This is a genomic window from Prevotella sp. P6B4 (assembly GCF_000619985.1).
Classification (GTDB): domain Bacteria; phylum Bacteroidota; class Bacteroidia; order Bacteroidales; family Bacteroidaceae; genus Prevotella.
This window is the reverse complement of the sequence record NZ_JHVE01000008.1, coordinates 102582-127157: the sequence shown is the minus strand read 5'-3', so window position 1 is coordinate 127157 and position 24576 is coordinate 102582. Positions and strand designations below refer to the sequence as shown.

Here is a 24576-nt window from a genome sequence, read left to right as displayed (position 1 = left end):
CATCAAAGACATGAAAAAGATATATAACAACGCCCTACTGCTGGCGCAGATGGCAGCCATCACACTGACCTCGTGCGAAGACGATCTGACTGCCGAGCAGGAGACGCCTAACGCTCCCTATGTGCTGAGCTTAGGTGTGACTTCGAGTGGTAACACCACCTATTATGTGGTATCGACCGACAATCTGATGGAAGGAACCATCAACGCTGTGGGTAAGGGTATCGAGCAGAATGGCTATCATGATTATGAGAAAGGTGGTAATAGCTTGTTCTGTATCGGTGGACTGGGACTGACCAGCGCTACTAATGTGGTGCGTGGTGCCGACGGACTGCTGAAGGAGCAGGGGGAGTTTGTGTTCGACAACTCGCTGAATGGCTTCTGTCAGGTGGACGGCCACACCATGGTGGGACTGGAGCTGCCTGCATCGAAGGAGAGTGGTAACCACATGACCTTCTATACGGTGGATGCCCAGACTGCCGCTATCACATCAAAAACAACTGATACAACCGTGGATTCCATCAGTACGCTCGACTGGCCCAGCATTACCGGGATGCTCTATAGCGGTGGAAACCTGTACGTGACCTACACACCGATGAATAGCATGACCTTCGAGACGGCCTATACCGACACCTGCTACGTGGCTGTGTACAGCTATCCCGACATGCAGTTCCAGACACTGATGAAAGATACCCGTATGGGCCCTGGTGGTTCTTGGGGTGCTTACAATGGGTTGATGAAGGATGAGCAGGGCAACCTGTACGTCATGTCGAATTCTGCCATCGCCAATGGCTATTCGCAGAGTACCAAGCACGCTGGCTTCCTGCGCATCAACAAGGGTGAGACAAGCTTCGATGCTGACTATTTCTTTGATTTTGAGGCACTGACAGGTGGCTTGAAACCTGCCCATGTAACCTATGTGGGCAATGGTCTGGTGTTTGCTGAGGTGAGCACACTGAACCCTCAGACCGCTGATGACCGCTGGGGCGATAAGAGTCTGAAGTGCTGCATCATCGACCTGATAAACCAGACTGTGAAGGACGTGGAGGAAATCCCTGTTCACAATGGTAACGGCGGGCGCCGTTTTGCTACCCTGTGCGAGGATGGCTATGTGTATCTGCCAGTGGCGACCAGCGAGGGCGTGTATATCTATCGTACCCATGTGGCTACAGCTCGAGCAGAGCGTGGCGCACGTGTCTCGGCTACATTTGTGGGTGGCTTTTGCCGTCTGTAACCATAGAATTAATTATTTATAGTAAGATTTTTGCGTAAAATTTTGTCTGTTTGAAAGATTTGTAGTATTTTTGCTGCCGCAAGGAACTAAATTATCGTAAAGAGATGACAAAATGAAACGTAAAACTTGCAAATTGAGACTGCTGACCGTGATGGTGACTTTGGGATTGAGCCAAGTGGTTGCCGCACAACAGAAGAGCAGTGAGATCGACTGGACTAAGGATTTTACCAGTCGTATTACTCTGAACGGTTATGCTCAGGGCGGATGGAGCTATCAGGATCAGAATGGCCTGAAGACCAACGCCTACAACCTGAAACGCACCCTGCTGTGGGGAAAGGCGAGAATCACCGACAGATGGTCGTTTATGTTTATGCACGACTTCTCGAGTGTGGTTCAAGAGTTCTACACAGACTATCGTGTGTCGAAGGGTAACGAGCTGACTGTGCGTTTAGGACAGTTCAAGCACGCGTACACCATGGAGAACCCGATGAGTCCTACTCAGCTGGAGTTGGTTGACGTGTACTCGCAAGCCGTGCTCTATCTGGCGGGTGAAGGACCTGACCCCCTGAATGGTGTGAACTATGGTCGTGATATGGGTTTGCAGGTCTTTGGTGACTTGGCTAAAGGTGTGTTGCATTATGAACTGGCGCTGATGAGTGGTCAGGGTATCAACACGAAAGATCGCAATAACCAAAAAGACTTTATTGCTAAGCTGGAATTACGTCCTGTACAGGGATTCCGTGTGGTTGCCTCTGGCTATTTAGGCACAGGAAATGCTGTTGGTACAGCTAAATGGAATCCCGATATCCAGGTGGGTGATAACTATAAGCGCAACCGCTATAGTGTGGGTGCTGAGTATAAAACTCAGGCCTATGCTGGCAGTCAGTATAAAGAGGCACGTCCTGCTTCTATCCGTGCCGAATGGTTGGGTGGACAGGACGGCAAGGTGGGGAGCCGAGGTGGTTACGTGACAACTTGTATTCCCGTAGTGGATGCTCTCGATATCGTTGCCAGCGGTGAGACTTTCAATCGCAATACCAAGGTTGATGGCTGGGATCAGACCAACCTGACCGTTGGGTTGCAGTACTGGTTTTATAAGAAATGTCGCATGCAACTGCAGTACACACGTTGCATGTGTGGCGAGAATATCAGTAATAAGGATTATAATTGGCTTCAGGCCCAAGTTCAAGTAGCATTTTAATTATGGTTATCAAGATAGCATTTACAATCATATTTCTGGCTGTGATGATCGGGGTGGGACTCTATACCCGTAAGCAGGCCAGCAGTGTTGAAGGTTTCGTGTTAGGTGGTCGTGCCGTGGGTCCTTGGCTCACAGCCTTTGCCTTCGGAACAAGTTATTTCTCGGCCGTTGTGTTCGTTGGCTACGCTGGTCAGTTCGGATGGAAATACGGTCTGTCAAGTACTTGGATTGGTGTTGGTAACGCCGTCATCGGCTCGTTGCTGGCATGGTTGCTGTTAGGGCGTCGAACCAAACTGATGACGCAGCATATAGAGAGTCGTACGATGCCCGATTTCTTCGGAACCCGCTTTGGCGATCAGGGTCTGCGTGTGGCAGCGTCAATCATTGCCTTTGTATTCTTGATTCCTTATACAGCTGGTGTATATAAAGGTATATCAACGCTGTTTGAGATGGGATTCGGGATTCCTTATGAGTATTGTGTTGTGGTGATGGCTATCCTGACTGCTGTCTATGTGATATTGGGCGGTTATAAGGCTACGGCCATGAACGACTTTATTCAGGGTATCATTATGCTGTTTGGTATTGTGGCAGTAATCATTGCTGTGCTGAATGTGCAGGGAGGACTGGCTGCTGCGGTAGAGAAACTGGCAGATATGCCTGCCGACAATGATCCTACAATGAATGGAGGCTTTGCTTCATGGTTCGGTCCCGATCCTTGGGGATTGCTGGGCGTGGTTGTCCTGACCTCATTGGGTACTATGGGGTTGCCACAGATGGTAGGTAAATTCTATTCGATCACTGACGAGAGCGCTATCAAGCGTGGTACAGTCATCTCCACTGTCTTTGCCTTTATTGTAGCTGGTGGATGTTACTTCCTGGGAGGTTTCGGACGTCTGTTTGGCATGCCGCCCGTGTTGCCTAACGGCAAATTGGCATTCGACTCCATTGTGCCCTCTATGCTCGTAACACTACCCGATGTGCTCATCGCTCTCGTAGTGCTGTTGGTGCTGAGTGCTTCGATGTCAACACTGGCTTCACTGGTGCTTACTTCTTCGAGCACCATGACTCTCGACTTGATTTACCGCGACAAGAAATCGTTGCCAGGAGAGGTTGAAGAGGGCGAGATCAATGATATCGTTTCCGAGAAGGTAGAGCGTCGTAAGGTGGTAGTGATGCGCGTGCTCATCATGTTCTTTATCGCCATCTCCTTGCTGATCGCTCTTAATCCGCCAACGTTTATTGCCCAGCTGATGGGTATCTCTTGGGGGGCTTTGGCAGGTGCGTTCCTGGCACCGTTTATGTTGGGCCTCTATTCGCGTCGTATCACCCGCATTTCCGTATGGGCCTGCTTCGTGTGGGGAGTTGGCTTGACGTTGGTCAACATGCTGGTGGGTAATCCTATTAATCCTATTAACTGTGGCGCCATTGCTATGGTCGGCGGATTCCCTGTGGTATGGCTGGTGAGCCTGTTTACCAAGCAGTTACCCAAGCAGAAGGTGGACTACATCTTTGAGTGCTACAAGTAAGCAAATCGTAAGTTAAACAATAAAATTATTAAGATGATGAGAAAATCAGTTTTAACCGTATCATTACTGGTGGTGGCCATCTCATTGATGGCTGCATCGTGTGGCAACAAAACCAAGGTTGCTGAAAATGCTGCTCCTGCTGAGACTGTTGAAGCTCAGGTAGATGAGGCACAGGCTGAGGGATTGGCGCCTGATTTCGAATTGCCTAACCTGCAGGGCTCGGCGACTAAGCTGTCAAGTCTGCGTGGTAAGTATGTTGTTCTCGATTTCTGGGGGTCATGGTGCATCTGGTGTATCCGTGGTATTCCTAATATGAAGACATACTATGCCAAGTATAAAGATAAGATGGAAATTCTCGGTGTGGACTGCCGTGATACAGAAGAGAAGTGGAAGGCTGCCGTAGCTGAGCATAACCTGCCTTGGTTGCAGGTTCGTTGCCCGGACGATAAGTTGCAGGCCATCGCTGCTCTGTATGGTATCGAAGGATTCCCCACCAAGGTTGTCATCGATCCAAAGGGAAAGTTAGTCAAGACCGTTGTAGGCGAAGATCCTGAGTTCTACACCTTCCTCGACGAACTCTTCAAATAAACAGTTATCCCCGCCAATCGGCGGGGATAATTATTTAGTATGCGTGATCATCGGATTTCAGTTCGTCTTTAGTGATTTTCTCCTTGTCAATGGCGCGCCAGGCATAGATGATGTAGGCCAGTACAAACGGTACTAAGAGCGATACATAGAACATGGTACGCAGGGTGAACTCACTCGAGCACGAGTTGGCCAGTGTGAGCGATGATTGCAGATCGGCAGTAGAAGGGTAGTAGGCTGTGTGGTTCCAAGCGCAGCAGAGCAGGAGTGCTAACACGGTGAGCACGGTGCCAATACCAGCAGGCCATATACCGCCATTGTAACCCTTGGAGAAAATGGTCTTGCCTATGCCGAAGAGCACTAGTATCACGCCAATAAGCAGCATGACAAGCAGATACCACATCTGAATCAGGTTGTTGAGGTATTTGTATGGCTCCATAAAGATGATACCCTCGTCGTTATGAGCGTAACCATCCTTTAACAACACGTGAACCAGATAAGCTACGAACAGCACGAGGAAAGGCACGGCGGCACCAATCAGTCGCACACTGCCACGCGAGCGGATATCCTCGTCAGCAACATTGTTCATCACGTAGAGTATGCCTAATACGCGTGCTAAGAACACCACTGCGAACCCCAGTACCAGTACCCAAGGGTTGAGCAGGGCATCGAGACCATGAGAGGCATTGGCCCAGGATGAGATAACGGGTGTGATTGCACCGCTATCCACCAGATTATCCTTAGCTACGATGAAGTTGGAACCCTCGAAGAAGGTGGCCACTGCGCCCCCTAAAAGCAGTGGACCTACGATGCCATTCAGTGTAAGGAAAAATTGGAACGTCTTGGGCCCCAAGAAATTACCTATCTTATTTTGGAATTCGTAGCTCACGGCCTGCAGCACAAACGTGAAGAGGATAATCATCCACAGCCAGTAAGCACCACCGAAGCTGGTAGAATAGAATAAAGGGAACGAGGCGAAAAATGCACCACCGAAGGTGACCAATGTGGTGAAAGTGAACTCCCACTTACGGCCTGTGGAGTTGTAAACCAGCCGTCGCCCCTCTTCCGTGTAGCCTAACGAATAGGCTACGGAATTGGCGCCCTGCACAAACAATAGGAATACCAACAGTGCTCCTAACAGCGATACCACGAAGCACCAATAATGCTGTAAAAAGTCGTATGTCATAATTCTGGTCCTTTCTTAATTTGTTTGAGCAAGATGTTTATTTCAACCGCCAGCATGGTGGTGAAGAGAATGAGGAAGAGGCAGAAGGTGATGGCCACATTCGATGCCTGCAGATCGCTGACAGAAGCCCACGTGGGCAACATGTCCTGGATGGTCCACGGTTGACGTCCGAACTCGGCTACCAGCCAACCGCATTCTGAACCGATATAGGCTAAGGGGATGAGTGCAATAGCCACCCAATAGTGCCAGGCGGGTAGGGTGGTGATATCGCGCTTTTCGAACAGGCGTTTGGGGAACTTGTACGTGACCGCTAAGATAACTGCGAAGAACAGGATGAACAGACACCCCACACCTACCATGATGCGGAACGACCAGAAGTTGATCCATACTGGTGGCACCACATCGTTCTTGTCTTTGATGTAACCATAGCCGAAATATTTCATGTTCTCATTGAGTTCCGCCAGATAGATGCTGGCATCCTCACCTTCGGCTTTGGCCTTACGGTAGGCAGCAAGAGCCTCAATGGCTTTCTTGCCCCGCTCAATCTTCTCATCGACAGAGGGCTCTACACGGCCATCGGGCGTGGTATAGCCATTCAGAATATCGTTGATGCCAGGTACGAATCCTTGTGGATCGTTGGTGGCCATGATACTCAGACCATAAGGCACCTCGATACCCTCGACGAGCTTCAGACCTTGCGCTGTACCGCCATCGTAGAGTGCCTCCATGGCGGCAAGTTTCATAGGCTGTACGTTGGCTACGTCCATACCCGACTTGTGGCCTGTGGCCCCCGCCAGCAGAGCTGCTACTAAACCTACGCCAGCGCCTATTTTCATGCTTTCGATGGCCAGCTTGGTGTGTCGTTTCTTCAGCAGATACCAACAACAAACGCCTACACAGAAAATGGCGCCGATGATCCACGACGATGTGATGGTATGGCAGAACTTGGAGATGGCGAAGGGCGATAGGGCAACCTCGGCAAAGGATACCATCTCGTTGCGCATGGTGTCAGGATTGAATGCGCAGCCTACAGGGTACTGCATCCAGGCATTAGCTACCAGAATCCACCAGGCAGAAATGGTGGCACCAAGGCCTGTAAGCCAGGTTGAAGCTAAGTGGAAGCCTGGCGATACCTTCTTCCAACCGAAATACATCACTGCCACGAAGGTGCTCTCCATAAAGAAGGCCACGATACCCTCGACAGCCAGTGGCGCGCCAAAGATATCGCCTACAAACCATGAGTAATTGCTCCAGTTGGTACCAAACTCAAATTCGAGGATGATACCTGTGGCTACACCCATGGCGAAGTTGATACCGAACAGCTTCTGCCAGAATTTGGCAGCCTCTTTCCAGAAGTCGTCCTTCGTCTGGTAATACTTAGTCTCGACGATGCCCATGATGACCGCCAAACCCAGCGTCAGCGGCACGAATAGCCAGTGATAGATGGCTGTCAAGGCGAATTGTGCTCTTGACCAGTCAATCGTGCCGGCATCGATGTTTAAAAAAAGGTTTTGTAGCATAATATTAAGGATTTAATAACTTTGTTGCAACATACTCAGCCTCGTGCCCATCGGCATGCTGTTTCAGAAAATCGGGGAAGAAGAACAGTTTCAGGACAACGAAGATAATGAATAGTTTAATAAGGATGATGGCCCAGAGCGTCTTGCCAAGCGTCATCGAACGAAACCCATCGTAATACAAATGGAACACCTTGTTGAAAAAGTTGTTCTTACTCATACAAATTGTTCTATAATGATGTGGCAAATATACATTTTTTATCCTTATCTTCCAAATAATAAAGGTACAAACTACAAAAATTGTTCGAAAACACGCTATTTTTCTATTTTTTAATGTTGCTTAAATGTTTGAAACACAATTTTTTTTGTTATTTCAGCCAAAAATTCTAATTTTGCACCCGATAATAAATAAAGAAAGTTATGAATAAGAAAGTATTGATCCCCCTTGTTATTGTTATTCTGGCTCTGGTTGGAGCTGCAGCATGGTTGTTTTTGAATCTTCAGGAGCAGAAACAGGTGGTGCAGGATATGCAAGAGCTGGCAGAACTCGACAAGCAGGAGATGGAGAACGAATATGAGCGTTTCACTATGCAATATAGTGAAATGAAAACACAGATTAACAATGATTCTATTATTGCCCAGCTTACCCAGGAGCAGATGCGTACGCAGCAGTTGTTAGAGGAGTTGAAGCAGGTGAAGGCATCGGATGCACGCGAGATTGCCCGCCTGAAGAAAGAACTGGCTACTGTACGTGCCGTGTTGCGCGACTACGTGATGCAGATTGATTCATTGAACCGTTTGAACGAGAGTCTGAAGGCTGAGAACAGTCGTGTAAATGCCGAGTTGAATGAGCGTAACGCTCAGGTAGCAGGCTTGAATAGTGAAAAGGCTTCGCTTTCAGAGAAGGTAGCTATTGCTGCCCAGCTCGATGCTACCAATATTCAGATGCAGCTGCTCGATAAGCGTGGCAAGGTTGCTAAGAAACTGAAGGACTGCAAGCAGATGCGTGTCAGCTTCAGTATTACCAAGAACGTGACTGCATCAAATGGCAATCGTACTGTATATGTACGTATTCAGAATCCTGGTGGTAACACCCTGAGTGGCGGTGGCAACTTTACCTACGAGAACCGCAGTCTGGAGTGCTCGGCTAAGAAAGTTATCGAGTACACCGGTGAGGAAACCCCAGTAACCGTATTCTGGAACACTACCCAGATGCTCGAAGCTGGCGACTATCGTGTAAGCATCTTCGTAGATGGAAATATGATTGGAACGAAAACATTCAGCTTTAAATAATTGGACATGAAAAAAACGATTGGAATCTTGCTGCTTTGTGCAGCCATTATGCCTGCTGAGGCTCAGCGCATCCTGAGCCTTGACAGCTGCCGGCAGATGGCTTTGCGCAATAATAAGCAGTTGGGTATTTCCAAACTGAAACAGGATGTAGCTGAGAATATCCGTAAGTCGGCCCGTACCAAGTACCTGCCTCATGTGAGTGCTATTGGTATGTACGAGTATACCAGTAAGGAGTTCTCGCTTCTGAGCGATGATCACAAAGCTGCTCTGGGAGGTTTGGGGACTACCGCTGTAGGTATGTTACAAACCACGTTAAGTCCGTTGGTAGGCTCGCTGCCCGCTGCAGCCCAACAGAAGATGGCACAGGAACTGGCACAGGTGGCTAATGGCTTGAACCAGAAAGGACAGAGCGTTGCCGATGCCTTCCGTACCGATACCCGTAACGTCTTTGCAGGTACGGTCCTGGTTACCCAGCCGATCTTCATGGGTGGTGCTATCGTGGCTATGAATAAGATGGCCGACATAGGCACCGAGATGGCCCGTAATTCGATGGATGCTCGCCGTCAGGCTACGCTTTACCAGATTGACCAGGCATATTGGCAGGTGGTATCGCTCCATCACAAGAAGCAGTTGGCTGAGAGCTATCTGGAGTTGGTGAAGAAGTTTGATAGCGATGTTCATAAGATGATCGACGAGGGTGTGGCTACGCGTAGCGATGGTCTGAGCGTTGATGTGAAGGTGAACGAGGCTGAGATGACCCTGACAAAGGTGGATGATGGTCTGGTGCTCTCTCGCATGCTGCTCAACCAGTTGTGTGGTCTGCCGTTGAACGAACCTGTCATCCTGCAGGATGAGCAGTCGGAGAATATCGCCGTGGTAGAGCTCACACCACAACTCGATGTGGAGCGTGCGGTGACTTATCGTCCTGAGCTCAAGTTGTTGCAGAATACGGTCGACCTGAGCAAGCAGACCACTAATGTGCTGAAGGCAGGCAATCTGCCTCAAGTTGCGTTGATGGGTGGTTATGCTATCAGCAATCCTAATGTGCTTAATAGTTTCGAAAAGAAGTTCGCCGGTTTCTGGCATGTGGGTGTTGTTATCCGTGTGCCTGTTTGGAACTGGGGCGACGTGATGTATAAGGTACGTGCCTCTAAGGGTGCTACTGCCATTGCCAACCTCGAGCTCGATGAGGCGCGCGAGAAGATTGAACTGCAGGTGAATCAGATTACCTTCAAGGTTGATGAGGCTAACAAGAAACTCACCATGGCCCTGAAGAATATCCAGCGTGCCGATGAGAATCTGCGTACAGCCAACTTGGGATTTCAGGAGGGTGTCATCTCGCCTACAGTGGTGATGGAGGCACAGACCGCATGGATGCAGGCTCAGTCGCAGAAAATCGATGCCGAGATAGAAGTGAAACTCTCGCAGGTTGATCTGCAGAAAGCTCTTGGAACGTTGGAATAGTGAAAAATGAAAGAGTGAATAGTGAATAAAAAAGAAATAAGATAATATGTCAAACGAACAAGCTAAACGCCAGCATAACAACATCCTGCTCGCCATCGCCGGTTTTGCAGCAGTGGTGATTATCGTGGCATTGATTGGATTCTTTGCTTTGGGTCGCGATCCAGAGTTAATCCAGGGACAGGTTGAAGTGACAGAGTATCGTGTATCGAGTAAGGTGCCTGGACGTATTCTGGAACTCCGTGTAAAAGAGGGCGACTATGTGAAGGTGGGCGATACACTCGCTATTCTCGATGCGCCTGAGGTGCGCGCCAAGATGGAGCAGGCACAGAGTGCCGAGAGTGCAGCTGCCGCCTTGGAGTTGAAGGCACAGAATGGTGCTCGCAAGGAGCAGATTCAGGGTGCTTTCTCTGTACTCCAACAGGCGAAGGCTGGTCTTGAGATTGCTGAGAAATCGTACAACCGTGTGCAGCGTTTGTTCGACGAGGGCGTGATGAGTGCCCAGAAGCGCGATGAGGCCTTTGCCAACTATAAGGCGATGGAGGCACAGGTGAAAGCTGCTCAGAGTCAGTACGATATGGCTGTGAATGGTGCTCGTCGCGAGGACAAAATGGCTGCTGCCGCTCAGGTGGGCCGTGCCCGCGGTGCTGTGCAGGAGGTTAGTTCGTATATCAACGAGACGGTACAGATAGCTCAGGTAGAGGGTGAGGTCAGTGATGTCTATCCTAAGGTAGGCGAGTTGGTTGGCACTGGTTCGCCCATCATGTCGATTGCAGTGATGCAGGACATGTGGGGTACCTTCAACGTGCGCGAGGACCAGCTGAACGGCATGCAGGTTGGCTCCGAGCTTGATGCTTTTGTACCTGCCTTCGACAAGACTATCAAGATGAAAGTCTACTACCTGAAGGATCAGGGCTCGTATGCTGTCTGGAAGGCTACTAAGGCCAATGGTCAGTTCGACCTGAAGACCTTTGAGGTGAAGGCCCGTCCTGTTGAGAAAATGGAGGGTCTGCGTCCAGGCATGAGCCTGATTGTTAAGTAATAAAGCTATAAGCATTAAGCGTGAGATACTTAGTTCAAATCTGGCAGATCGCACAGCGCGAGATGAAGATTCTGGTCAAGAATCCCATCTATGGCTTCTGTATGCTGGTGTTCCCGTTGCTGGCGTTGTTCTTCTTTACATCGCTGCTCGACGAGGGACTGCCTCAGGATCTGCCTGTGGGTGTGGTTGATCTTGATAACACATCGACTACCCGTGCGTTGACCCGTAAACTCGATGGTTTCCAGAACTCACGCGTGGTAGCTCATTACCCATCGGTAGCAGAGGCCCGCCATGCCATGCAGGAGAATGAAATCTACGGTTTCCTGTATTTTCCCAAGGGTACTACCAGCAATCTGATGTCGGCCCGTCGCCCCAAGGTGTCATTCTATTATAGTAATGTGTCGCTCTCCGGCGGCTCGATGGTGATGAAGGATATGAAGACAGTTACCACACTTGGCTCGGCAGCTGTGGGTATGGCAACGCTGCGTGCCAAAGGTGCTACCGACAGGCAGATTCAAGCTTTCTTACAACCCATCCGTATCGATCTGCATCAGGTAGCCAATCCCTGGAGCAATTATAATATGTATCTATCTACGGTGTTTGTGCCGGGTGTGATGATGCTCTTTATGTTCCTGATATCAGCCTATTCACTGGGTATGGAACTCAAGTTTAATCGTGGTAAGGAGTGGATTGAGAAGGCCGATGGTCATATCGTGGTAGCCATTCTGGGCAAGTATTTGCCACATGTGGTGGTATTCCTGCTGCTGATATTGTTCTATCAGTTCTACATCTATCATGTGCTCCACTTCCCACATCTGGGAAGTTGGCTGATGATTATCCTGCTGTCGGTGCTCAGCGTGTTCGGCTCTATCGGTTTTGGCATCTTTGCCTTTGGCCTGATGCCTTCGTTGCGTATGTCTATGAGTATCTGTTCGTTGTGGGGCGTGCTCAGTTTCTCGCTGGCTGGCTCTGCTTTCCCAGCTATGGGTATGGATGCTCCGCTACAGGCGCTCACGTGGCTTTTCCCATTGCGTCATTACTACATGCTGTTTCAGATTACGGTGTTCAACGGCTATCCTATTATCGATGCCTGGTTCCATCTGGTGGCGCTAATAGGCTTTACGCTGATGCCTTGGTTTGTTATCAGTAAGGTTAAAAATGCTATGCTTACATATGTCTATATTCCATAGAATCATACAGGCTATTAATGATGCCGCCTTTATCTGGCGACAGGAACTCAAGCAGGTGCTCCGCGATGAGGGCGTGCTGATGTTCTGTATCATTGTGCCGCTGGTTTATCCGCTGCTTTACTCGTGGGTGTATAATAACGAGACTGTGCATGATGTTCCGGTTGTGGTGGTTGATTTGTCGCATACACATCAGTCGCGCCAGTTCATCCGTATGTGCGATGCCTCGCCCGATGTGCATATCGTCAGCTATGCTGTTGACATGGATGAGGCTAAAAGTCTGGTGAGTCGACAGGTGGCAAAGGGTATCTACTATATTCCTGAGGATTTTGCGACGAAGCTGAATCGCATGGAACAGGCAACCATCAGCGTGTATTGCGATATGGCGCTGATGCTGACCTATAAGGCTGTCTACCAGACGGCGATGGCTGTGAGTACAAAGATGGGGGCAATGATGCAGGTGGCTTTGGCGGGCAACTATACCACTCGTGAAGATGTGATAACGGTGAGTCCGCTCGAAGTGGAGGAGGTGGCCGTTTTCAATCCGCAGGGTGGCTACGGTACCTCTGTGCTGCCGGCTGTGCTGATGCTGATTATCCAGCAGACGCTGGCGCTTGGTATCGGTTTGGCCGCAGGTACGGCCCGTGATACCAATCCTTATGGCGATCTGGTGCCTGCACATCCCGCTTATTCGGGCATCTACCGTATTGTGGGCGGTAAGGCTCTGTGCTATCTGATGGTTTATGCTGTGATGGGTGCTTATCTCGTAACAGTGGTACCTCGGATGTTTCATTTCATACAGTTGGCGCCTTGGCAGCATCTGCTGGCGCTGATGATGCCTTACCTGTTGGCCTGCATATTCTTCGGGATGACTGTTTCGTGCTTAGTGCGCTATCGTGAGAATGTGATTTTGCTGATGGTATTTATCTCGCTGCCTCTGCTGTTTATGACGGGTGTGTCGTGGCCCCAGAGCAATATCCCAGGTGTGTGGCAGGGCGTGTCGTGGTTATTCCCCAGCACCTTTGGCGTCAGGGCTTATCTGCGACTGAACACCATGGGTGCCAGTGTAGGCGATGTGGCTACAGAATTGAGATGCTTGTGGATTCAGAGTGCAGCCTATTTCGGTACTGCTTGTCTGGTGTATGGGCACCAGCTACGCGAGTCGCGTCGTCATGCTGCTTTATAGTGGCAGTTTCATGACGAAGCGTGCACCGCTGCTGTAGTTGGTGTCGAGTACGATATCGCCGTCCATGTGTCGCGCTAACGTGCGAGCTATCGATAGTCCGATACCAGTACCATCAGTATATTCATCCAACTGTACAAACTCCGTAAAGATGTTTTCTGCTTGCTCGACAGGTACACCGATACCGTTGTCTTCCACTGCGAAGATGGCGTAGCCTCGTTCGGTATCTACGTTCACGCTGAGCAGTACGTTTGCCTTACTCTTAGGTTTGTTACCATTCTTATAAGCCAGAGGGTGAGTAAACTTCTGTGCGTTGTCGAGCAGCAGCGCCAGCGCCTTTGTAGCCGACTTGAGGTGGGTGGTGATATTGATATTCTCAGTACGAGCGCCTAACTGCAGGTTGAAGTCCAAATGGCTGGCGTTCTTGATACCCGATTGCTGTACGGCCTGATAAGCCACATCGGCAGGGCTTACCATGTCGTTACATTCATCGCAGGCTCGGGCATTCACCAGACTCAGATCCAGCATTTTATCTACCAGTCGGGTAATGCGTTCACTGTTCTCTACAATTTTCCGGCTGATGGATTGCAATTCTTCTGAGCTGATTTCAATATCGGGTGCTGCCAGTACCTGTGAGAAGCCTGACAACACGTTGAGTGGTGTGCGCACCTCGTGCGATATCTGGTGGATAAACTTGGTCTTCATGCGCTCCGATTCCTCGGCACGTTCGTTGGCCAGCATCAGTTTCCGATTGGTTTCATTCAATTCATTGAAAGCCTTGCGACGCTGCATCAGGAACAGGTGCAGCATGATGATGAGTACCAGACTGACGCCTATCACCCACAGCATCTGCTGGTGGGTCAGCTTGGCTCGTTGCTCGGCTATCTGGCGCTCTTTTCCCTCCGTGTCGTAGACTGTCGACAGCAGATCGGCATCGATGATTTTCTGTTTGATCAGGGCTGAGTCGTAGGCTTCGGCTATCTGGGTGGCTACGCGCAATGCAGAGTCGCGATGACCTGCTAACAGGTTCACATGGAATTTAGGCAACATAAATCTGCCGATATTCTCCAGGTCGGGCTCGTAGCCGCTTTCGATCATAAATTGGTCCAGCTGTGTCATGTTGCGCGCAGCCTCCTCATAGCGATGAGTTGCCATCAGGTAGCGGGTGCTGTTGATGATGTTTGTGGGCAACTGGGCAGCCTTGGTAGACTGATACACGTCGAAGTACTTTTCTGCCTCGTCGTATCGTCCTTGGGCGTGCGCCAGCATGGCTTTGCAGTAGCTTATTTCCATCTTCATCTCATCGATGTACACGGAGTCGGGTCGGGGTAGGGCGAGCGCTCTCGCGTAGAGCGTATCTTCTCTGAGTAGCCAAGCGTTCACCTCATCAAACAGATTGCGGCGCATATACACAGTAGCGATGGCGTTCATGGTCTTCTGGCATTCACGAAAATCCAGCGCGCCGTGATTTGTTTCCAGACGTTTGTACATACCCTGTAGCGACTTCTGGAAATTCTTAGCAGCTTCTACGTTCTGCCCTAAGCACAACTGGCATTCGCCAATCATCTGGGCTATGTCGTGGTGGTCGGCAAACGAGGGGTGACCTGCTGCGCGTAGTTTCTGGTCGGCTATGTGTGCCTGGCGCAATGCACGGTCGTAGCGGCGCATGTCGCATAGCAGTCTCACATAGTCTTTATAGGAATACATGTATGATTCTAAATCTGCCTGAGTGCGCAGCTCCTTTACGTTGATATTGGCTAACTGGTAGTACAGGTTGAGCGATTTACGGTATTGTCCCATCAGGTTGTAGGCGATGGTTTTGTAGAATATGCACCTTACCTTCGGTAGGTCGCCGCTCTGTTCAAAGCTATCGCATAGTGCCAGCAATCGTAGCCACTGACGTGCGTCCCCCACGTCCGAAACAATCGAGTCGGCAGTGTTATAGCCATCGGCATCAGCATAATTGGTATATTTATGCTTCGAACAACCTGTTATTGCTATCAGAATCAATCCGATGATTATCAGTGATTTATACGCTTTTGTCATTATAAGTTCTTCTATTTGTCTGCAAAATTAATCAAAAATACCGAATTATATAGTATTTTTATCGATTTTTTTTTGTTGCAGATACATGAGGTGTAATCATTGTCATCAAATCCCCCAAATAATCGAAGTCCCGACCTGCATTGCAAGCCGGGGCTTCTTTGGGAATTATTTAGAATGGCTCTTAAGCCACGAAGTGCTTGATGTTGCGAGCTGAAGTCTTATTGGCGTCGTAGCAGACTGTCAACATGCGAGTGCGCGGATTCCAGCTGGTTCCCATCACCCCCTTCATGTTCTCGACCTTGGCTGCAAGCTTCTTATGAGAGTTGTGATGACTTACCTTAAAGGTGCAGGTCTTCACGTTGGGACGATAGGCGTGGCTCTTCGGGATATTGAAGTGGGTAGTCTTTTTATCAACCTTGTCGAAGTGCGAACTCTTCTTATCGTTGTTCACTATCACAACAACTTTGTCGTTCTTACCGTGGTTGTTGTTCTTCTTATAATGACCGGCCATTGCTGGCATTGCAAATGTAATGCTCATCATCATGATTGCGATTACCTTATTCATCTTCTTCATAATCTTCAATTTTAAATTGTTCAACTTTCGTTCTGTGTTCAGACTCTTATGTTCTGGATCACGGTGCAAAGTTATGGCTATTCTTTGGAATTTGAAAATGAAAAGTCCTATTCTGCGATTCCAGAATCCCTAAACCTTTGTGGGGATTTCCCTTGACAAGTCATAAAAACGTAGTTAAAATGAGTCTGTTTTTTTATAATAGCTACTATTTTCCGGCTATTATTTTGTATCTTTGCACACGAGATGCAACAGCTGCAACGGACTTATATTGCCATCGACCTGAAGTCGTTCTATGCTTCAGTGGAGTGCGTGGACAGAGGGCTTGACCCGCTGACCACAAATCTTGTCGTGGCTGATGTAAGCCGGACAGAGAAAACTATTTGTCTGGCTGTTTCCCCGTCGCTGAAAGCATACGGCATAGGTGGACGTGCGCGATTGTTCGAGGTGGTTCAGAGGGTTTGCGATGTCAACAACGAGCGCAAAAAGGCTGCTGGCTGGAGAATGACAGGCAAATCATTCAACGACCTGGAACTGCAGGCACATCCAGATCTTGAACTCGACTACATCGCAGCATCACCCCGTATGGCTCACTACATAGAGGTAAGTACCAAAGTCTATCAGACTTACCTGAAATATGTAGCTCCTGAAGATATACACGTCTATAGCATCGATGAGGTGTTCATGGATGTGACGGCTTATCTGAACAGTTATAAGATGACGGCTCATGACTTGGCTATGAAGATGATTCGTGATGTGCTGGCCACTACTGGTATCACTGCAACAGCAGGCATCGGTACAAACATGTATCTGGCTAAGGTTGCGATGGATATTGTGGCCAAGATGATGCCTGCCGATATGGATGGCGTGCGTATTGCCGAATTGGATGAAATGTCGTATCGCCGTGAACTATGGGATTATCGTCCTCTTACCAAGTTCTGGCGTGTGGGACGTGGTATAGCCGAGAAACTGGCTATCTATGGCATTGATACGATGGGAAAGATAGCCCGGATGTCAATACAGAACGAAGGGCTGCTTTACCGTCTCTTTGGTGTGAATGCGGAACTACTGATAGACCATGCCTGGGGATGGGAACCGAGTACGATGGAGGCTGTGAAAGCATATCGTCCTGAAACCAACTCCTTCAGTAGCGGACAGGTGCTACAGGAACCTTACACATTCAAGAAAGCCCGTGTGGTGATACGTGAAATGGCCGAAGGAATGGCACTCGACCTCGTAACGAAGCGTCTGGTGACAGATCAACTGGTGCTGACTATAGGTTATGATGCAGAATGTATGACACGTTCTGAGATTCGCGGGAAGTATCATGGTGAGGTTAGCACCAACTACTATGGAAAGGCTGTGCCAAAACATGCCCATGGTACGTTTAACTTCGAGAGACCTACATCATCATCGCGGCTCATCATGGATGGGGCAACAGAATTGTTTGATCGCCAGGTGAATCCTGATCTGCTGATCCGTAGGCTTAACCTGACAACAAATCATGTAGTATCAGAGACATTGGTATCGGCGCAGGATAAAGTTCCGCAACAGCTTGATCTCTTCACCGACTACGAAGCATTAGAGAAGCTGCGTCAGGAAGAGCAAGCCAAGCTCGACAAGGAGCGAAGAATGCAGGAGGCACAGTTGAAAATCAAGAAACGTTTCGGCAAAAATGCTATCCTTCGAGGTCTGAACTTCGAGGAAGGGGCTACGGCCAAGGAGCGCAACGAGCAAATAGGAGGACACAAGGCGTAGACAATTACTATTTGACAATTTACAGTTTATGGAAAGTTACGACGATATCATCAATCTACCGCATTATGAGCCAAAGCATCATCCGAGGATGTCTATGTGGAACCGTGCAGCCCAGTTTGCACCCTTTGCTGCATTGACTGGCTATGATGATGCCATTCTGGAATCCGGCCGTTTGACGGATAAATGGTTAGACTTGGGAGATTCTGGCAATGAAGAGCTGGACCGAAAGATGGAGTTGCTATTATCCAAGATTTCTGAACAGCCTTATGTTATAATCGAGTATTTCGTGCCAGACAAGCATAAGGATGGAGGCTCCTATCAGTCCTACACTGGTAATGTAAAGCGCATCGATGAGTATGAGCATGCAATTGTAATGACTGATGGAAAAAGAATACAACTTAGGATGATTATAAATATATCAGTTATTCTCTAAACATTATCATTTCACAATTTGATAACCGACGATCACAGCAATTAGCCCAAGGGCGAGGCTGAGCAATGTATATAGTACGGCGGAAAGCATCGCTCCGTCGCGACCTAACAGCAGATTCTCATTCATAAACGTAGAGAACGTAGTGAAACCACCACAGAAGCCAGTCACTAACACCAGCTTCGTTGTTGATGAAATCTGTCCTCCAAGCGACAGCCCTGAAAGCAGACCAATCAGAAAACAGCCAATGACATTGACAGCCATTGTACCCCAAGGAAAGGCTACGGGTAGGCGGTCAAAGACCGGGAATGAGACTCTCCACGATTGTACAACTTTGCCAACTATATAACGTGCGCCACCTCCAAAGAAGCTGCCAATGCAGACTAAGAATAATTCCTTCATGCTATAAACTTAAACTATCAACATTTCACTTAATATATACAGAAAATCCGCATAACTTATTTGTTATGCGGATTTATCAGCGGAGAGAGAGGGATTCGAACCCCCGGTGCCTCTCAGCACGGTAGTTTTCAAGACTACTGTAATCGACCACTCTACCATCTCTCCAGTGCTCTTCTGTCTTGAAAGCGGGTGCAAAGGTAAGGAGATTTTTTGGAATAAACAAATTTTTCGCCAACTTTTTATAAATAAATTGCAAAATTAGTGGTTTTTCGCCCGAAAATGCGTACTTTTGCAGCGTGATTTATCCAAATAACTTTGAGCATAAGCTCGGATTCGATGAGATTAGAAAGCTGCTGAAGGCACGTTGCCAGAGCACGCTGGGGCAGGAGAAGGTCGACGAAATGGCTTTCTCGACCGATGCCGTTGTAGTGAACGAATGGTTGACGCAGGTGCGCGAGTTCCGTAGGTTAACGGCTGAGCACGATGATTTCCCTATGCAGTACTTCTTTGACGTGCGCGAGAGTATTGCGCGCATACGTCTGGAGAACACCCATCTGGAGGAGGATGAGGTGTGGGATTTGCGCCGCTCATTAGAGACAATCGCTAACATCGTGCGCTTTCTTCAGCGTGATGGCGATGAGAAAGCTAATGGTGAGGTGGTGTATCCCTATCCGGCACTCTACCGTCTGACCGACGGCGTGGCTACATTCCCTGCCATGATTCGTCGCATCGACTCGATACTGGATAAATTCGGCAAGATCAAGGATTCGGCTTCGATGACTCTGGCTGGCATCCGACATGATTTGGAGAAAACGCAAGGTAGTATCTCGCGTACATTATATACGATACTGCATGCTGCTCAGCGCGACGGCCTGGTGGACAAGGATGCCGCACCCGCTATGCGTGATGGACGACTGGTGATACCTGTGCAGCCACAATTGAAGCGTCGTATCAACGGTATCGTGCACGATGAGAGTGCTACAGGTAAAACCGTGTTTATCGAGCCTACCGAGGTGGTTGAGGCTAATAATAAGGTGCGCCAGTTGGAGGCCGAGGAGCGTCGCGAGGTGATTCGTATTCTGACTGTGTTTACTGATGAGGTACGCCCGCATGTGCGCGAGATAATCGACTCGTATCAGCTGTTGGCGATGATTGACTTGATTCAGGCCAAGGCCAAATGGGCAGAACTCACTGCCGCCTTCGAACCAGAGGTTAAGGGTGTCCCCGTGATCGACTGGATTCGGGCCATCCACCCCTTACTACAGCTGTCACTGGTAAAGAAGGGTGGGCGAGTGGTACCACTGGATATCACGCTGACGCGCGAAAAACGTCTGTTACTTATCAGTGGACCTAATGCCGGTGGAAAATCAGTGTGCCTGAAGACGGTAGGGTTGCTGCAGTACATGCTGCAATGCGGACTGCCCATCCCTGTAGGCGAGCGTTCTACCACGGGTATCTTCGAGAGCATCATGATTGATATAGGTGATGAACAGAGTATTGAGAATGATCTAAGTACCTATTCTAGTCACCTGATGAATATGAAGCAGATGATGAAGTATGCCGGCGAACACTCGCTGCTGCTCATCGATGAGTTTGGTAGCGGTACCGAGCCTACCATCGGTGGCGCCATTGCCGAGGCTATGCTTAAGCAGTTCTGGAAGAAGAAAACCTTCGGTGTCATCACAACCCACTATCAGAACCTGAAGCACTTTGCTGAGGATCATGAGGGTGTGGTGAATGGAGCTATGCTCTACGATCGTCATGAGATGCAGGCTCTGTTCCAACTCTCAATCGGACAGCCTGGTTCAAGCTTTGCCATCGAGATAGCCCGCAAAACGGGTATCCCCGAGGAGGTAATCAAGGATGCCAGTGATATCGTAGGTCAGGACTATATCCAGAGTGATAAATATCTGCAGGATATTGTGCGTGATAAGCGTTACTGGGAGGGCAAACGTCAGACCATCCATCAGCATGAGAAGAAACTGCAGGCCAGTGGTGAACGGTTAGAGGCTGCCGTGGAAGAGATTGAGGCAGAGCGCAAGGCGATTCTGCGTAAGGCCAGAGAGCAGGCTGAGGAGCTGTTGCGTGAGAGCAATAAGAAGATAGAGAACGCAATCCGTGAGATACGTGAGGCGCAAGCCGAAAAGGAGCGCACCCGCAAGATACGTGAAGAGCTGGATACCTTTAAGGAGGAACTGGCTCAGGTGGATACTCGTGCCACCGATGAGGCTATCGCAAAGAAGATGCGCCAGATTCAGGAGCGTAAGGAGCGTCGCGAGAAGCGCAAGGCCGAGAGACATGAACAGCAATCTGCTCATACGGAGCAACCTAAGACGGCAGCTGCACCTAAGGCGAGTGCACCGCTGGCGGCTGGCGATACCGTGCGTATCAAAGGACTGACCTCGGTGGGTGTCGTCGATAGTATTGATGGCGCCAAGGCGGTTGTAATCTTTGGTGGCATGAAAACCAAGATGCGCTTGGAGCGTTTGGAGCATGCGGAGAAACCTAAAACGGCGACTACCAAGGCTGAAGAACGTAATCAGAATATAGCAGGATCGTATGGTGTAGTATCGAAGGATACCCGCAACGTGATTGATAACCGTAAACTCAACTTCAAGCAGGATATCGATGTGCGTGGCATGCGTGGCGACGAAGCTATCAATGCCATTACCTATTTTATTGATGATGCCATACTGGTGGGAGTGAGTCGTGTACGCATTCTCCATGGTACTGGTACAGGCGTACTGCGACAGCTTATCAGACAGTATTTAGGTACTATCCCCAACGTGTCGCATTTCCGTGATGAACACGTGCAGTTTGGAGGTTCAGGCATTACTGTAGTCGACTTGGAATAGCCGTTTTGTGAAAATTGTTAATTTATTGACGTATGTCACTCATACTTCCCAATAAATGTTAAAAGACTTTAACATTAGGATTGCCTATCGAAATAATTCGTATATTTGCACCGGAAATCGACGTGAAGTCGCTTCAAAGTGAAGAAGAAATCTAAAGGATAACGCGGTCTGAAAAGGCCGCCTAAAGTATAGAGAATATGATTCAATTTAGTAAGAAGGCAGTTCTTTGCCTGATGGCTCTAATGCTGGTGTGCATGACTACTACTGCAGGAGGAAAGACTACGAAGAGCAATCAAACGTCAGGCTTTGACTGGAATCCAGTGATGGATGCAATTATTTTAGTAGAGAGCGAAGGGAATCCCCGAGCCGTGAGTGGAAACTCAGTAGGCGCGATGCAGATTACTCCGATTTTCGTAAAAGAATGCAATAATATTCTGAAGAAGTTGAAGAGTAATAAGCGATACACTTTAAGCGATCGCTATAGTGTAGAGAAATCGAAGGAGATGTTCCTGTTAATCCAAAAGTACTATAACCCAGAGAACAACGTCGAGAAGGCTATACGTTCTTGGAATGGAGGAGTTAAGTACAGTGTCAAGGCTACTAACAAGTACTACCGTAAGGTGCTGGCCAAGATGAAATAGAAGGATCCTTATAATCCGATTGTCAAGGGTATAACCCTGACGATCGGGTATTTTGTTTTTATGCCTTTGGTTTTCTTTGGTTGCTACAAAAAATTAAGCCCGACAGATGTCGGGCTTTCTACAGAGTTGCGGAGGCAGGATTCGAACGTGCGACCTCCAGGTTATGAGCCTGGCGAGCTACCAACTGCTCCACTCCGCGATGTTAATTTTCGGTGGCAAATCAGGTCGTTTTCTGTTTTGCGGGTGCAAAGATACGACTATTTTTTGAATTGACCAAATTTTCGAGCTATTTTTTTATAAAATTGTTGTTTTTGTAATATTTTTGCCCGTTTTTCTTGTGTAATTCAAAGAAATAGTTTACTTTTGCACACTGTAGAAATGTGTGCAATTTTAAATTTTTAGGAGGAAACAGTCATGTCGATATCCAAAACAAGACAAAAGCTGGTAGATGTAGCCCGACAGCTATTTGCTAAAAACGGGCTTGAGAATACGACGATGAACGATATTGCATTGCAGTCGGGCAAAGGTCGCCGTACACTCTATACCTATTTTAAATCAAAGGAGGAAATCTACTACGCCGTCATCGAGAGTGAGTTGGAGCGACTGAGTGATAAACTTGATGAAGTGGCTGCTCGTAAAATCCGCCCACAGGACAAGATTATCGAACTGATCTACACCCATCTCAGTATGATTCGTGAAACGGTAGTGCGCAACGGTAACCTGCGTGCCGAGTTCTTCCGTAATATATGGATGGTGGAGAAAGTGCGCCGCCATTTCGATGATGCAGAGATTGAACTGTTTCGTAAGGTGTATGCCGAAGGCAAGGAGGACGGCGAGTTCGATATCGATAATGTCGATCTGGTGGCAGACATTACGCACTACTGTATCAAGGGTCTTGAGGTGCCATATATCTATGGACGTATTGCGCACGGTATGAAGGAGGAGGATACCAAGCCCCAGGTTGCCAAGGTGGTTTATGGTGCGCTTGGTAAGATTCAGAGAAAGTAAAACATTACACATTATTAATAATAGAAAATAATTATGGGATTATTAGAAGGTAAGACAGCGCTGATTACAGGTGCTGCACGCGGTATCGGAAAGGCTATCGCACTGAAGTATGCCTCTGAGGGCTGTAACATCGCATTCACCGACCTACAGGTGAACGAAGAAACTGAGAAGGAAATCGCCGCTCTCGGCGTTAAGGCAAAGAGCTACGCTTCTAACGCTGCCGACTTTGCACAGACTGAGGAAGTGGTTAAGGCTGTGAAGGAAGAGTTTGGTTCTATCGATATTCTGGTTAACAACGCTGGTATCACCAAGGACGGTCTGATGCTGCGCATGACCGAGCAGCAGTGGGATGCTGTTATCGCCGTTAACCTGAAGAGTGCCTTCAATTTCATCCACGCTTGTGTACCCGTCATGATGCGTCAGCGTGGTGGTTCTATCATCAATATGGCCTCAGTAGTGGGTGTTCATGGTAACGCTGGTCAGGCTAACTATGCCGCTTCAAAGGCTGGACTTATTGCTCTGGCTAAGAGTATCGCACAGGAAATGGGTCCAAAGGGTATCCGCGCCAACGCTATCGCTCCTGGATTCATCGAGACAGCTATGACTGCTGCTCTGCCTGAGGATATTCGTAAGGAGTGGTGCAATAAGATTCCTCTGCGTCGTGGTGGACAGGTTGAGGATATCGCCAACGTAGCTACCTTCCTGGCTTCTGATATGTCAAGCTATGTTAGCGGTCAGGTTATCCAGGTTGATGGTGGTATGAACATGTAATTGACGGTTATGGAAGTCGTATACGAAGACAACCATATTATCATCGTAAACAAACAGAGTGGGGAGATCGTACAGGGTGATAAAACTGGCGATCGCCCCCTTTCTGATTTGGTGAAAGACTATATCAAGGTGAAATATGCCAAGCCAGGAGCTGTTTTCCTGGGTGTGGTACATCGTCTCGATCGTCCTGTTTCAGGACTTGTGGTCTTTGCCAGAACCTCTAAGGCATTGCCCCGACTTAACAAGATGTTTGCCGAGGGCGAGGTACACAAGACCTATTGGGCCATTGTGAAGAATACACCCAAACAGTTGGAGGGCACACTCGAGCACTGGCTGGTGCGTAACGAGAAGCAGAATAAGAGTTATGCCTACGATCGTGAGCGCCCCAACGCTAAGAAGGCCATCCTGAAATATCGTACAATAGGTCGCTCGGACAACTATACCTTGTTGGAAGTGCAACTTATGACGGGTCGTCATCACCAGATCCGCTGTCAGTTGGCAGCCATGGGCTGTCCTATCAAGGGCGATTTGAAATATGGTGCGCCTCGTAGCAATCCCGATGGCAGCATCTCCCTGTTGTCGCACCGAGTGGAGTTCGTTCATCCTGTATCCAAAGAAACCATATCCGTTGAAGCCCCATTACCCGACGATCCGTTGTGGAAGGCTATAGCACCTAAGTAAA

The 24576-nt window shown here is 48.7% G+C and carries 22 protein-coding genes and 2 tRNA genes; 16 read left to right on the top strand and 8 right to left on the bottom strand.

The features are described 5' to 3' along the window. Window position 1: 1 nt before the first annotated feature. The 4 genes from T491_RS0107160 to T491_RS0107145 all read left to right on the top strand — a co-directional run bounded on the left by T491_RS0107160 (window position 2) and on the right by T491_RS0107145 (window position 4546). Window positions 2–1231, top strand: coding sequence for a DUF4374 domain-containing protein (locus T491_RS0107160; protein ID WP_369699749.1), 1230 nt, complete (start codon window positions 2–4; stop codon window positions 1229–1231). 112 nt (window positions 1232–1343) lie between these two features. Next, complete coding sequence (locus T491_RS0107155) at window positions 1344–2432, top strand: hypothetical protein (protein WP_028903286.1); 1089 nt, start codon at window positions 1344–1346, stop codon at window positions 2430–2432. A gap of 2 nt (window positions 2433–2434) precedes the next feature. Beyond that, the gene (locus T491_RS0107150) at window positions 2435–3958 is read left to right on the top strand and encodes a sodium:solute symporter (protein ID WP_028903285.1); all 1524 of its coding nucleotides are present in this window, start codon (window positions 2435–2437) and stop codon (window positions 3956–3958) included. A gap of 33 nt (window positions 3959–3991) precedes the next feature. Beyond that, window positions 3992–4546: a peroxiredoxin family protein gene (locus tag T491_RS0107145; RefSeq protein ID WP_369699747.1), complete on the top strand. Its 555-nt coding sequence runs from the start codon at window positions 3992–3994 to the stop codon at window positions 4544–4546. A 34-nt stretch (window positions 4547–4580) separates the two neighbouring features. Here the strand turns inward: T491_RS0107145 and T491_RS0107140 are convergent, their stop codons facing one another. From T491_RS0107140 to T491_RS0107130, 3 genes are read right to left on the bottom strand one after another with little or no spacing between them, the layout of a single operon-like run. Continuing rightward, entirely contained in the window at window positions 4581–5729 is a 1149-nt protein-coding gene (locus T491_RS0107140) for a cytochrome d ubiquinol oxidase subunit II (RefSeq protein ID WP_028903283.1), read from the bottom strand. Next, window positions 5726–7249, bottom strand: a complete 1524-nt coding sequence (locus T491_RS0107135; RefSeq protein WP_028903282.1) for a cytochrome ubiquinol oxidase subunit I — start codon at window positions 7247–7249, stop codon at window positions 5726–5728. Before T491_RS0107135 ends, T491_RS0107140 begins: the two co-directional genes overlap by 4 nt. A gap of 4 nt (window positions 7250–7253) precedes the next feature. Then, a complete protein-coding gene (locus tag T491_RS0107130) occupies window positions 7254–7466 on the bottom strand; it encodes a DUF4492 domain-containing protein (RefSeq protein WP_028903281.1) in 213 nt (70 codons plus the stop codon). Between the two features lie 200 nt (window positions 7467–7666). On the opposite strand from T491_RS0107130, the gene T491_RS0107125 reads away from it, so the two are divergent. From T491_RS0107125 to T491_RS15930, 5 genes are read left to right on the top strand one after another with little or no spacing between them, the layout of a single operon-like run. Then, a complete protein-coding gene (locus T491_RS0107125) occupies window positions 7667–8539 on the top strand; it encodes a hypothetical protein (protein ID WP_028903280.1) in 873 nt (290 codons plus the stop codon). A gap of 6 nt (window positions 8540–8545) precedes the next feature. Next, window positions 8546–10003, top strand: a complete 1458-nt coding sequence (locus T491_RS0107120) for a TolC family protein (protein ID WP_028903279.1) — start codon at window positions 8546–8548, stop codon at window positions 10001–10003. Window positions 10004–10049: 46 nt separating this feature from the next. Then, entirely contained in the window at window positions 10050–11042 is a 993-nt protein-coding gene (locus T491_RS0107115; protein WP_028903278.1) for an HlyD family secretion protein, read from the top strand. 20 nt (window positions 11043–11062) lie between these two features. Then, window positions 11063–12232: an ABC transporter permease gene (locus tag T491_RS0107110; RefSeq protein ID WP_028903277.1), complete on the top strand. Its 1170-nt coding sequence runs from the start codon at window positions 11063–11065 to the stop codon at window positions 12230–12232. Then, window positions 12216–13415, top strand: a complete 1200-nt coding sequence (locus tag T491_RS15930; protein WP_033148572.1) for an ABC transporter permease — start codon at window positions 12216–12218, stop codon at window positions 13413–13415. Before T491_RS0107110 ends, T491_RS15930 begins: the two co-directional genes overlap by 17 nt. Here T491_RS15930 and T491_RS0107100 read toward each other — a convergent pair. Then, window positions 13410–15458, bottom strand: coding sequence for a HAMP domain-containing sensor histidine kinase (locus T491_RS0107100; protein WP_028903276.1), 2049 nt, complete (start codon window positions 15456–15458; stop codon window positions 13410–13412). The two genes, T491_RS15930 and T491_RS0107100, sit on opposite strands and share 6 nt — an antisense overlap. Window positions 15459–15639: 181 nt before the next feature. Next, on the bottom strand, window positions 15640–16032 hold the full coding sequence (locus T491_RS0107095) for a hypothetical protein (RefSeq protein WP_155950065.1): 393 nt from the start codon (window positions 16030–16032) through the stop codon (window positions 15640–15642). Between the two features lie 243 nt (window positions 16033–16275). Here T491_RS0107095 and T491_RS0107090 point away from each other — a divergent pair, with 243 nt between their 5' ends. Together T491_RS0107090 and T491_RS0107085 are read left to right on the top strand one after the other, a co-directional pair. After that, window positions 16276–17787, top strand: a complete 1512-nt coding sequence (locus T491_RS0107090) for a DNA methylase (RefSeq protein ID WP_028903274.1) — start codon at window positions 16276–16278, stop codon at window positions 17785–17787. Between the two features lie 28 nt (window positions 17788–17815). Continuing rightward, window positions 17816–18220: a hypothetical protein gene (locus tag T491_RS0107085; RefSeq protein ID WP_028903273.1), complete on the top strand. Its 405-nt coding sequence runs from the start codon at window positions 17816–17818 to the stop codon at window positions 18218–18220. Between the two features lie 6 nt (window positions 18221–18226). Here the strand turns inward: T491_RS0107085 and crcB are convergent, their stop codons facing one another. Both crcB and T491_RS0107075 read right to left on the bottom strand, forming a co-directional pair. Further along, entirely contained in the window at window positions 18227–18619 is a 393-nt protein-coding gene (gene crcB / locus T491_RS0107080; RefSeq protein WP_028903272.1) for a fluoride efflux transporter CrcB, read from the bottom strand. 80 nt (window positions 18620–18699) lie between these two features. Continuing rightward, window positions 18700–18784, bottom strand: a tRNA-Ser gene (locus tag T491_RS0107075). Window positions 18785–18915: 131 nt separating this feature from the next. Here T491_RS0107075 and T491_RS0107070 point away from each other — a divergent pair. Both T491_RS0107070 and T491_RS0107065 read left to right on the top strand, forming a co-directional pair. Beyond that, window positions 18916–21474 carry an endonuclease MutS2 gene (locus T491_RS0107070; RefSeq protein ID WP_028903271.1) on the top strand — a complete coding sequence of 853 codons (2559 nt, stop codon included), beginning with the start codon at window positions 18916–18918 and terminating at the stop codon, window positions 21472–21474. Window positions 21475–21671: 197 nt separating this feature from the next. Beyond that, window positions 21672–22115, top strand: coding sequence for a transglycosylase SLT domain-containing protein (locus T491_RS0107065; RefSeq protein WP_028903270.1), 444 nt, complete (start codon window positions 21672–21674; stop codon window positions 22113–22115). Window positions 22116–22241: 126 nt separating this feature from the next. Here T491_RS0107065 and T491_RS0107060 read toward each other — a convergent pair. Next, window positions 22242–22314 (bottom strand) — tRNA-Met (locus T491_RS0107060). Between the two features lie 215 nt (window positions 22315–22529). Here T491_RS0107060 and T491_RS0107055 point away from each other — a divergent pair. The 3 genes from T491_RS0107055 to T491_RS0107045 are packed head-to-tail and all read left to right on the top strand — an operon-like array spanning window position 22530 to window position 24575. Then, complete coding sequence (locus tag T491_RS0107055; protein WP_028903269.1) at window positions 22530–23123, top strand: TetR/AcrR family transcriptional regulator; 594 nt, start codon at window positions 22530–22532, stop codon at window positions 23121–23123. A 33-nt stretch (window positions 23124–23156) separates the two neighbouring features. Further along, window positions 23157–23894, top strand: a complete 738-nt coding sequence (gene fabG, locus T491_RS0107050; protein ID WP_028903268.1) for a 3-oxoacyl-[acyl-carrier-protein] reductase — start codon at window positions 23157–23159, stop codon at window positions 23892–23894. Window positions 23895–23903: 9 nt separating this feature from the next. Beyond that, window positions 23904–24575, top strand: coding sequence for an RluA family pseudouridine synthase (locus T491_RS0107045; RefSeq protein WP_028903267.1), 672 nt, complete (start codon window positions 23904–23906; stop codon window positions 24573–24575). Window position 24576 lies beyond the last annotated feature (1 nt).

Bases quoted from the DNA above. Each gene is read 5' to 3' on its own strand.
- T491_RS0107155 (WP_028903286.1), top strand. From the start codon at position 1,344: ATGAAACGTAAAACTTGCAAATTGAGACTGCTGACCGTGATGGTGACT.
- T491_RS0107150 (WP_028903285.1), top strand. From the start codon at position 2,435: ATGGTTATCAAGATAGCATTTACAATCATATTTCTGGCTGTGATGATC.
- T491_RS0107145 (WP_369699747.1), top strand. From the start codon at position 3,992: ATGATGAGAAAATCAGTTTTAACCGTATCATTACTGGTGGTGGCCATC.
- T491_RS0107140 (WP_028903283.1), bottom strand. From the start codon at position 5,729: ATGACATACGACTTTTTACAGCATTATTGGTGCTTCGTGGTATCGCTG.
- T491_RS0107135 (WP_028903282.1), bottom strand. From the start codon at position 7,249: ATGCTACAAAACCTTTTTTTAAACATCGATGCCGGCACGATTGACTGG.
- T491_RS0107130 (WP_028903281.1), bottom strand. From the start codon at position 7,466: ATGAGTAAGAACAACTTTTTCAACAAGGTGTTCCATTTGTATTACGAT.
- T491_RS0107125 (WP_028903280.1), top strand. From the start codon at position 7,667: ATGAATAAGAAAGTATTGATCCCCCTTGTTATTGTTATTCTGGCTCTG.
- T491_RS0107120 (WP_028903279.1), top strand. From the start codon at position 8,546: ATGAAAAAAACGATTGGAATCTTGCTGCTTTGTGCAGCCATTATGCCT.
- T491_RS0107115 (WP_028903278.1), top strand. From the start codon at position 10,050: ATGTCAAACGAACAAGCTAAACGCCAGCATAACAACATCCTGCTCGCC.
- T491_RS15930 (WP_033148572.1), top strand. From the start codon at position 12,216: ATGTCTATATTCCATAGAATCATACAGGCTATTAATGATGCCGCCTTT.
- T491_RS0107100 (WP_028903276.1), bottom strand. From the start codon at position 15,458: ATGACAAAAGCGTATAAATCACTGATAATCATCGGATTGATTCTGATA.
- T491_RS0107095 (WP_155950065.1), bottom strand. From the start codon at position 16,032: ATGAAGAAGATGAATAAGGTAATCGCAATCATGATGATGAGCATTACA.
- T491_RS0107090 (WP_028903274.1), top strand. From the start codon at position 16,276: ATGCAACAGCTGCAACGGACTTATATTGCCATCGACCTGAAGTCGTTC.
- T491_RS0107085 (WP_028903273.1), top strand. From the start codon at position 17,816: ATGGAAAGTTACGACGATATCATCAATCTACCGCATTATGAGCCAAAG.
- crcB (WP_028903272.1), bottom strand. From the start codon at position 18,619: ATGAAGGAATTATTCTTAGTCTGCATTGGCAGCTTCTTTGGAGGTGGC.
- T491_RS0107065 (WP_028903270.1), top strand. From the start codon at position 21,672: ATGATTCAATTTAGTAAGAAGGCAGTTCTTTGCCTGATGGCTCTAATG.
- T491_RS0107055 (WP_028903269.1), top strand. From the start codon at position 22,530: ATGTCGATATCCAAAACAAGACAAAAGCTGGTAGATGTAGCCCGACAG.
- fabG (WP_028903268.1), top strand. From the start codon at position 23,157: ATGGGATTATTAGAAGGTAAGACAGCGCTGATTACAGGTGCTGCACGC.
- T491_RS0107045 (WP_028903267.1), top strand. From the start codon at position 23,904: ATGGAAGTCGTATACGAAGACAACCATATTATCATCGTAAACAAACAG.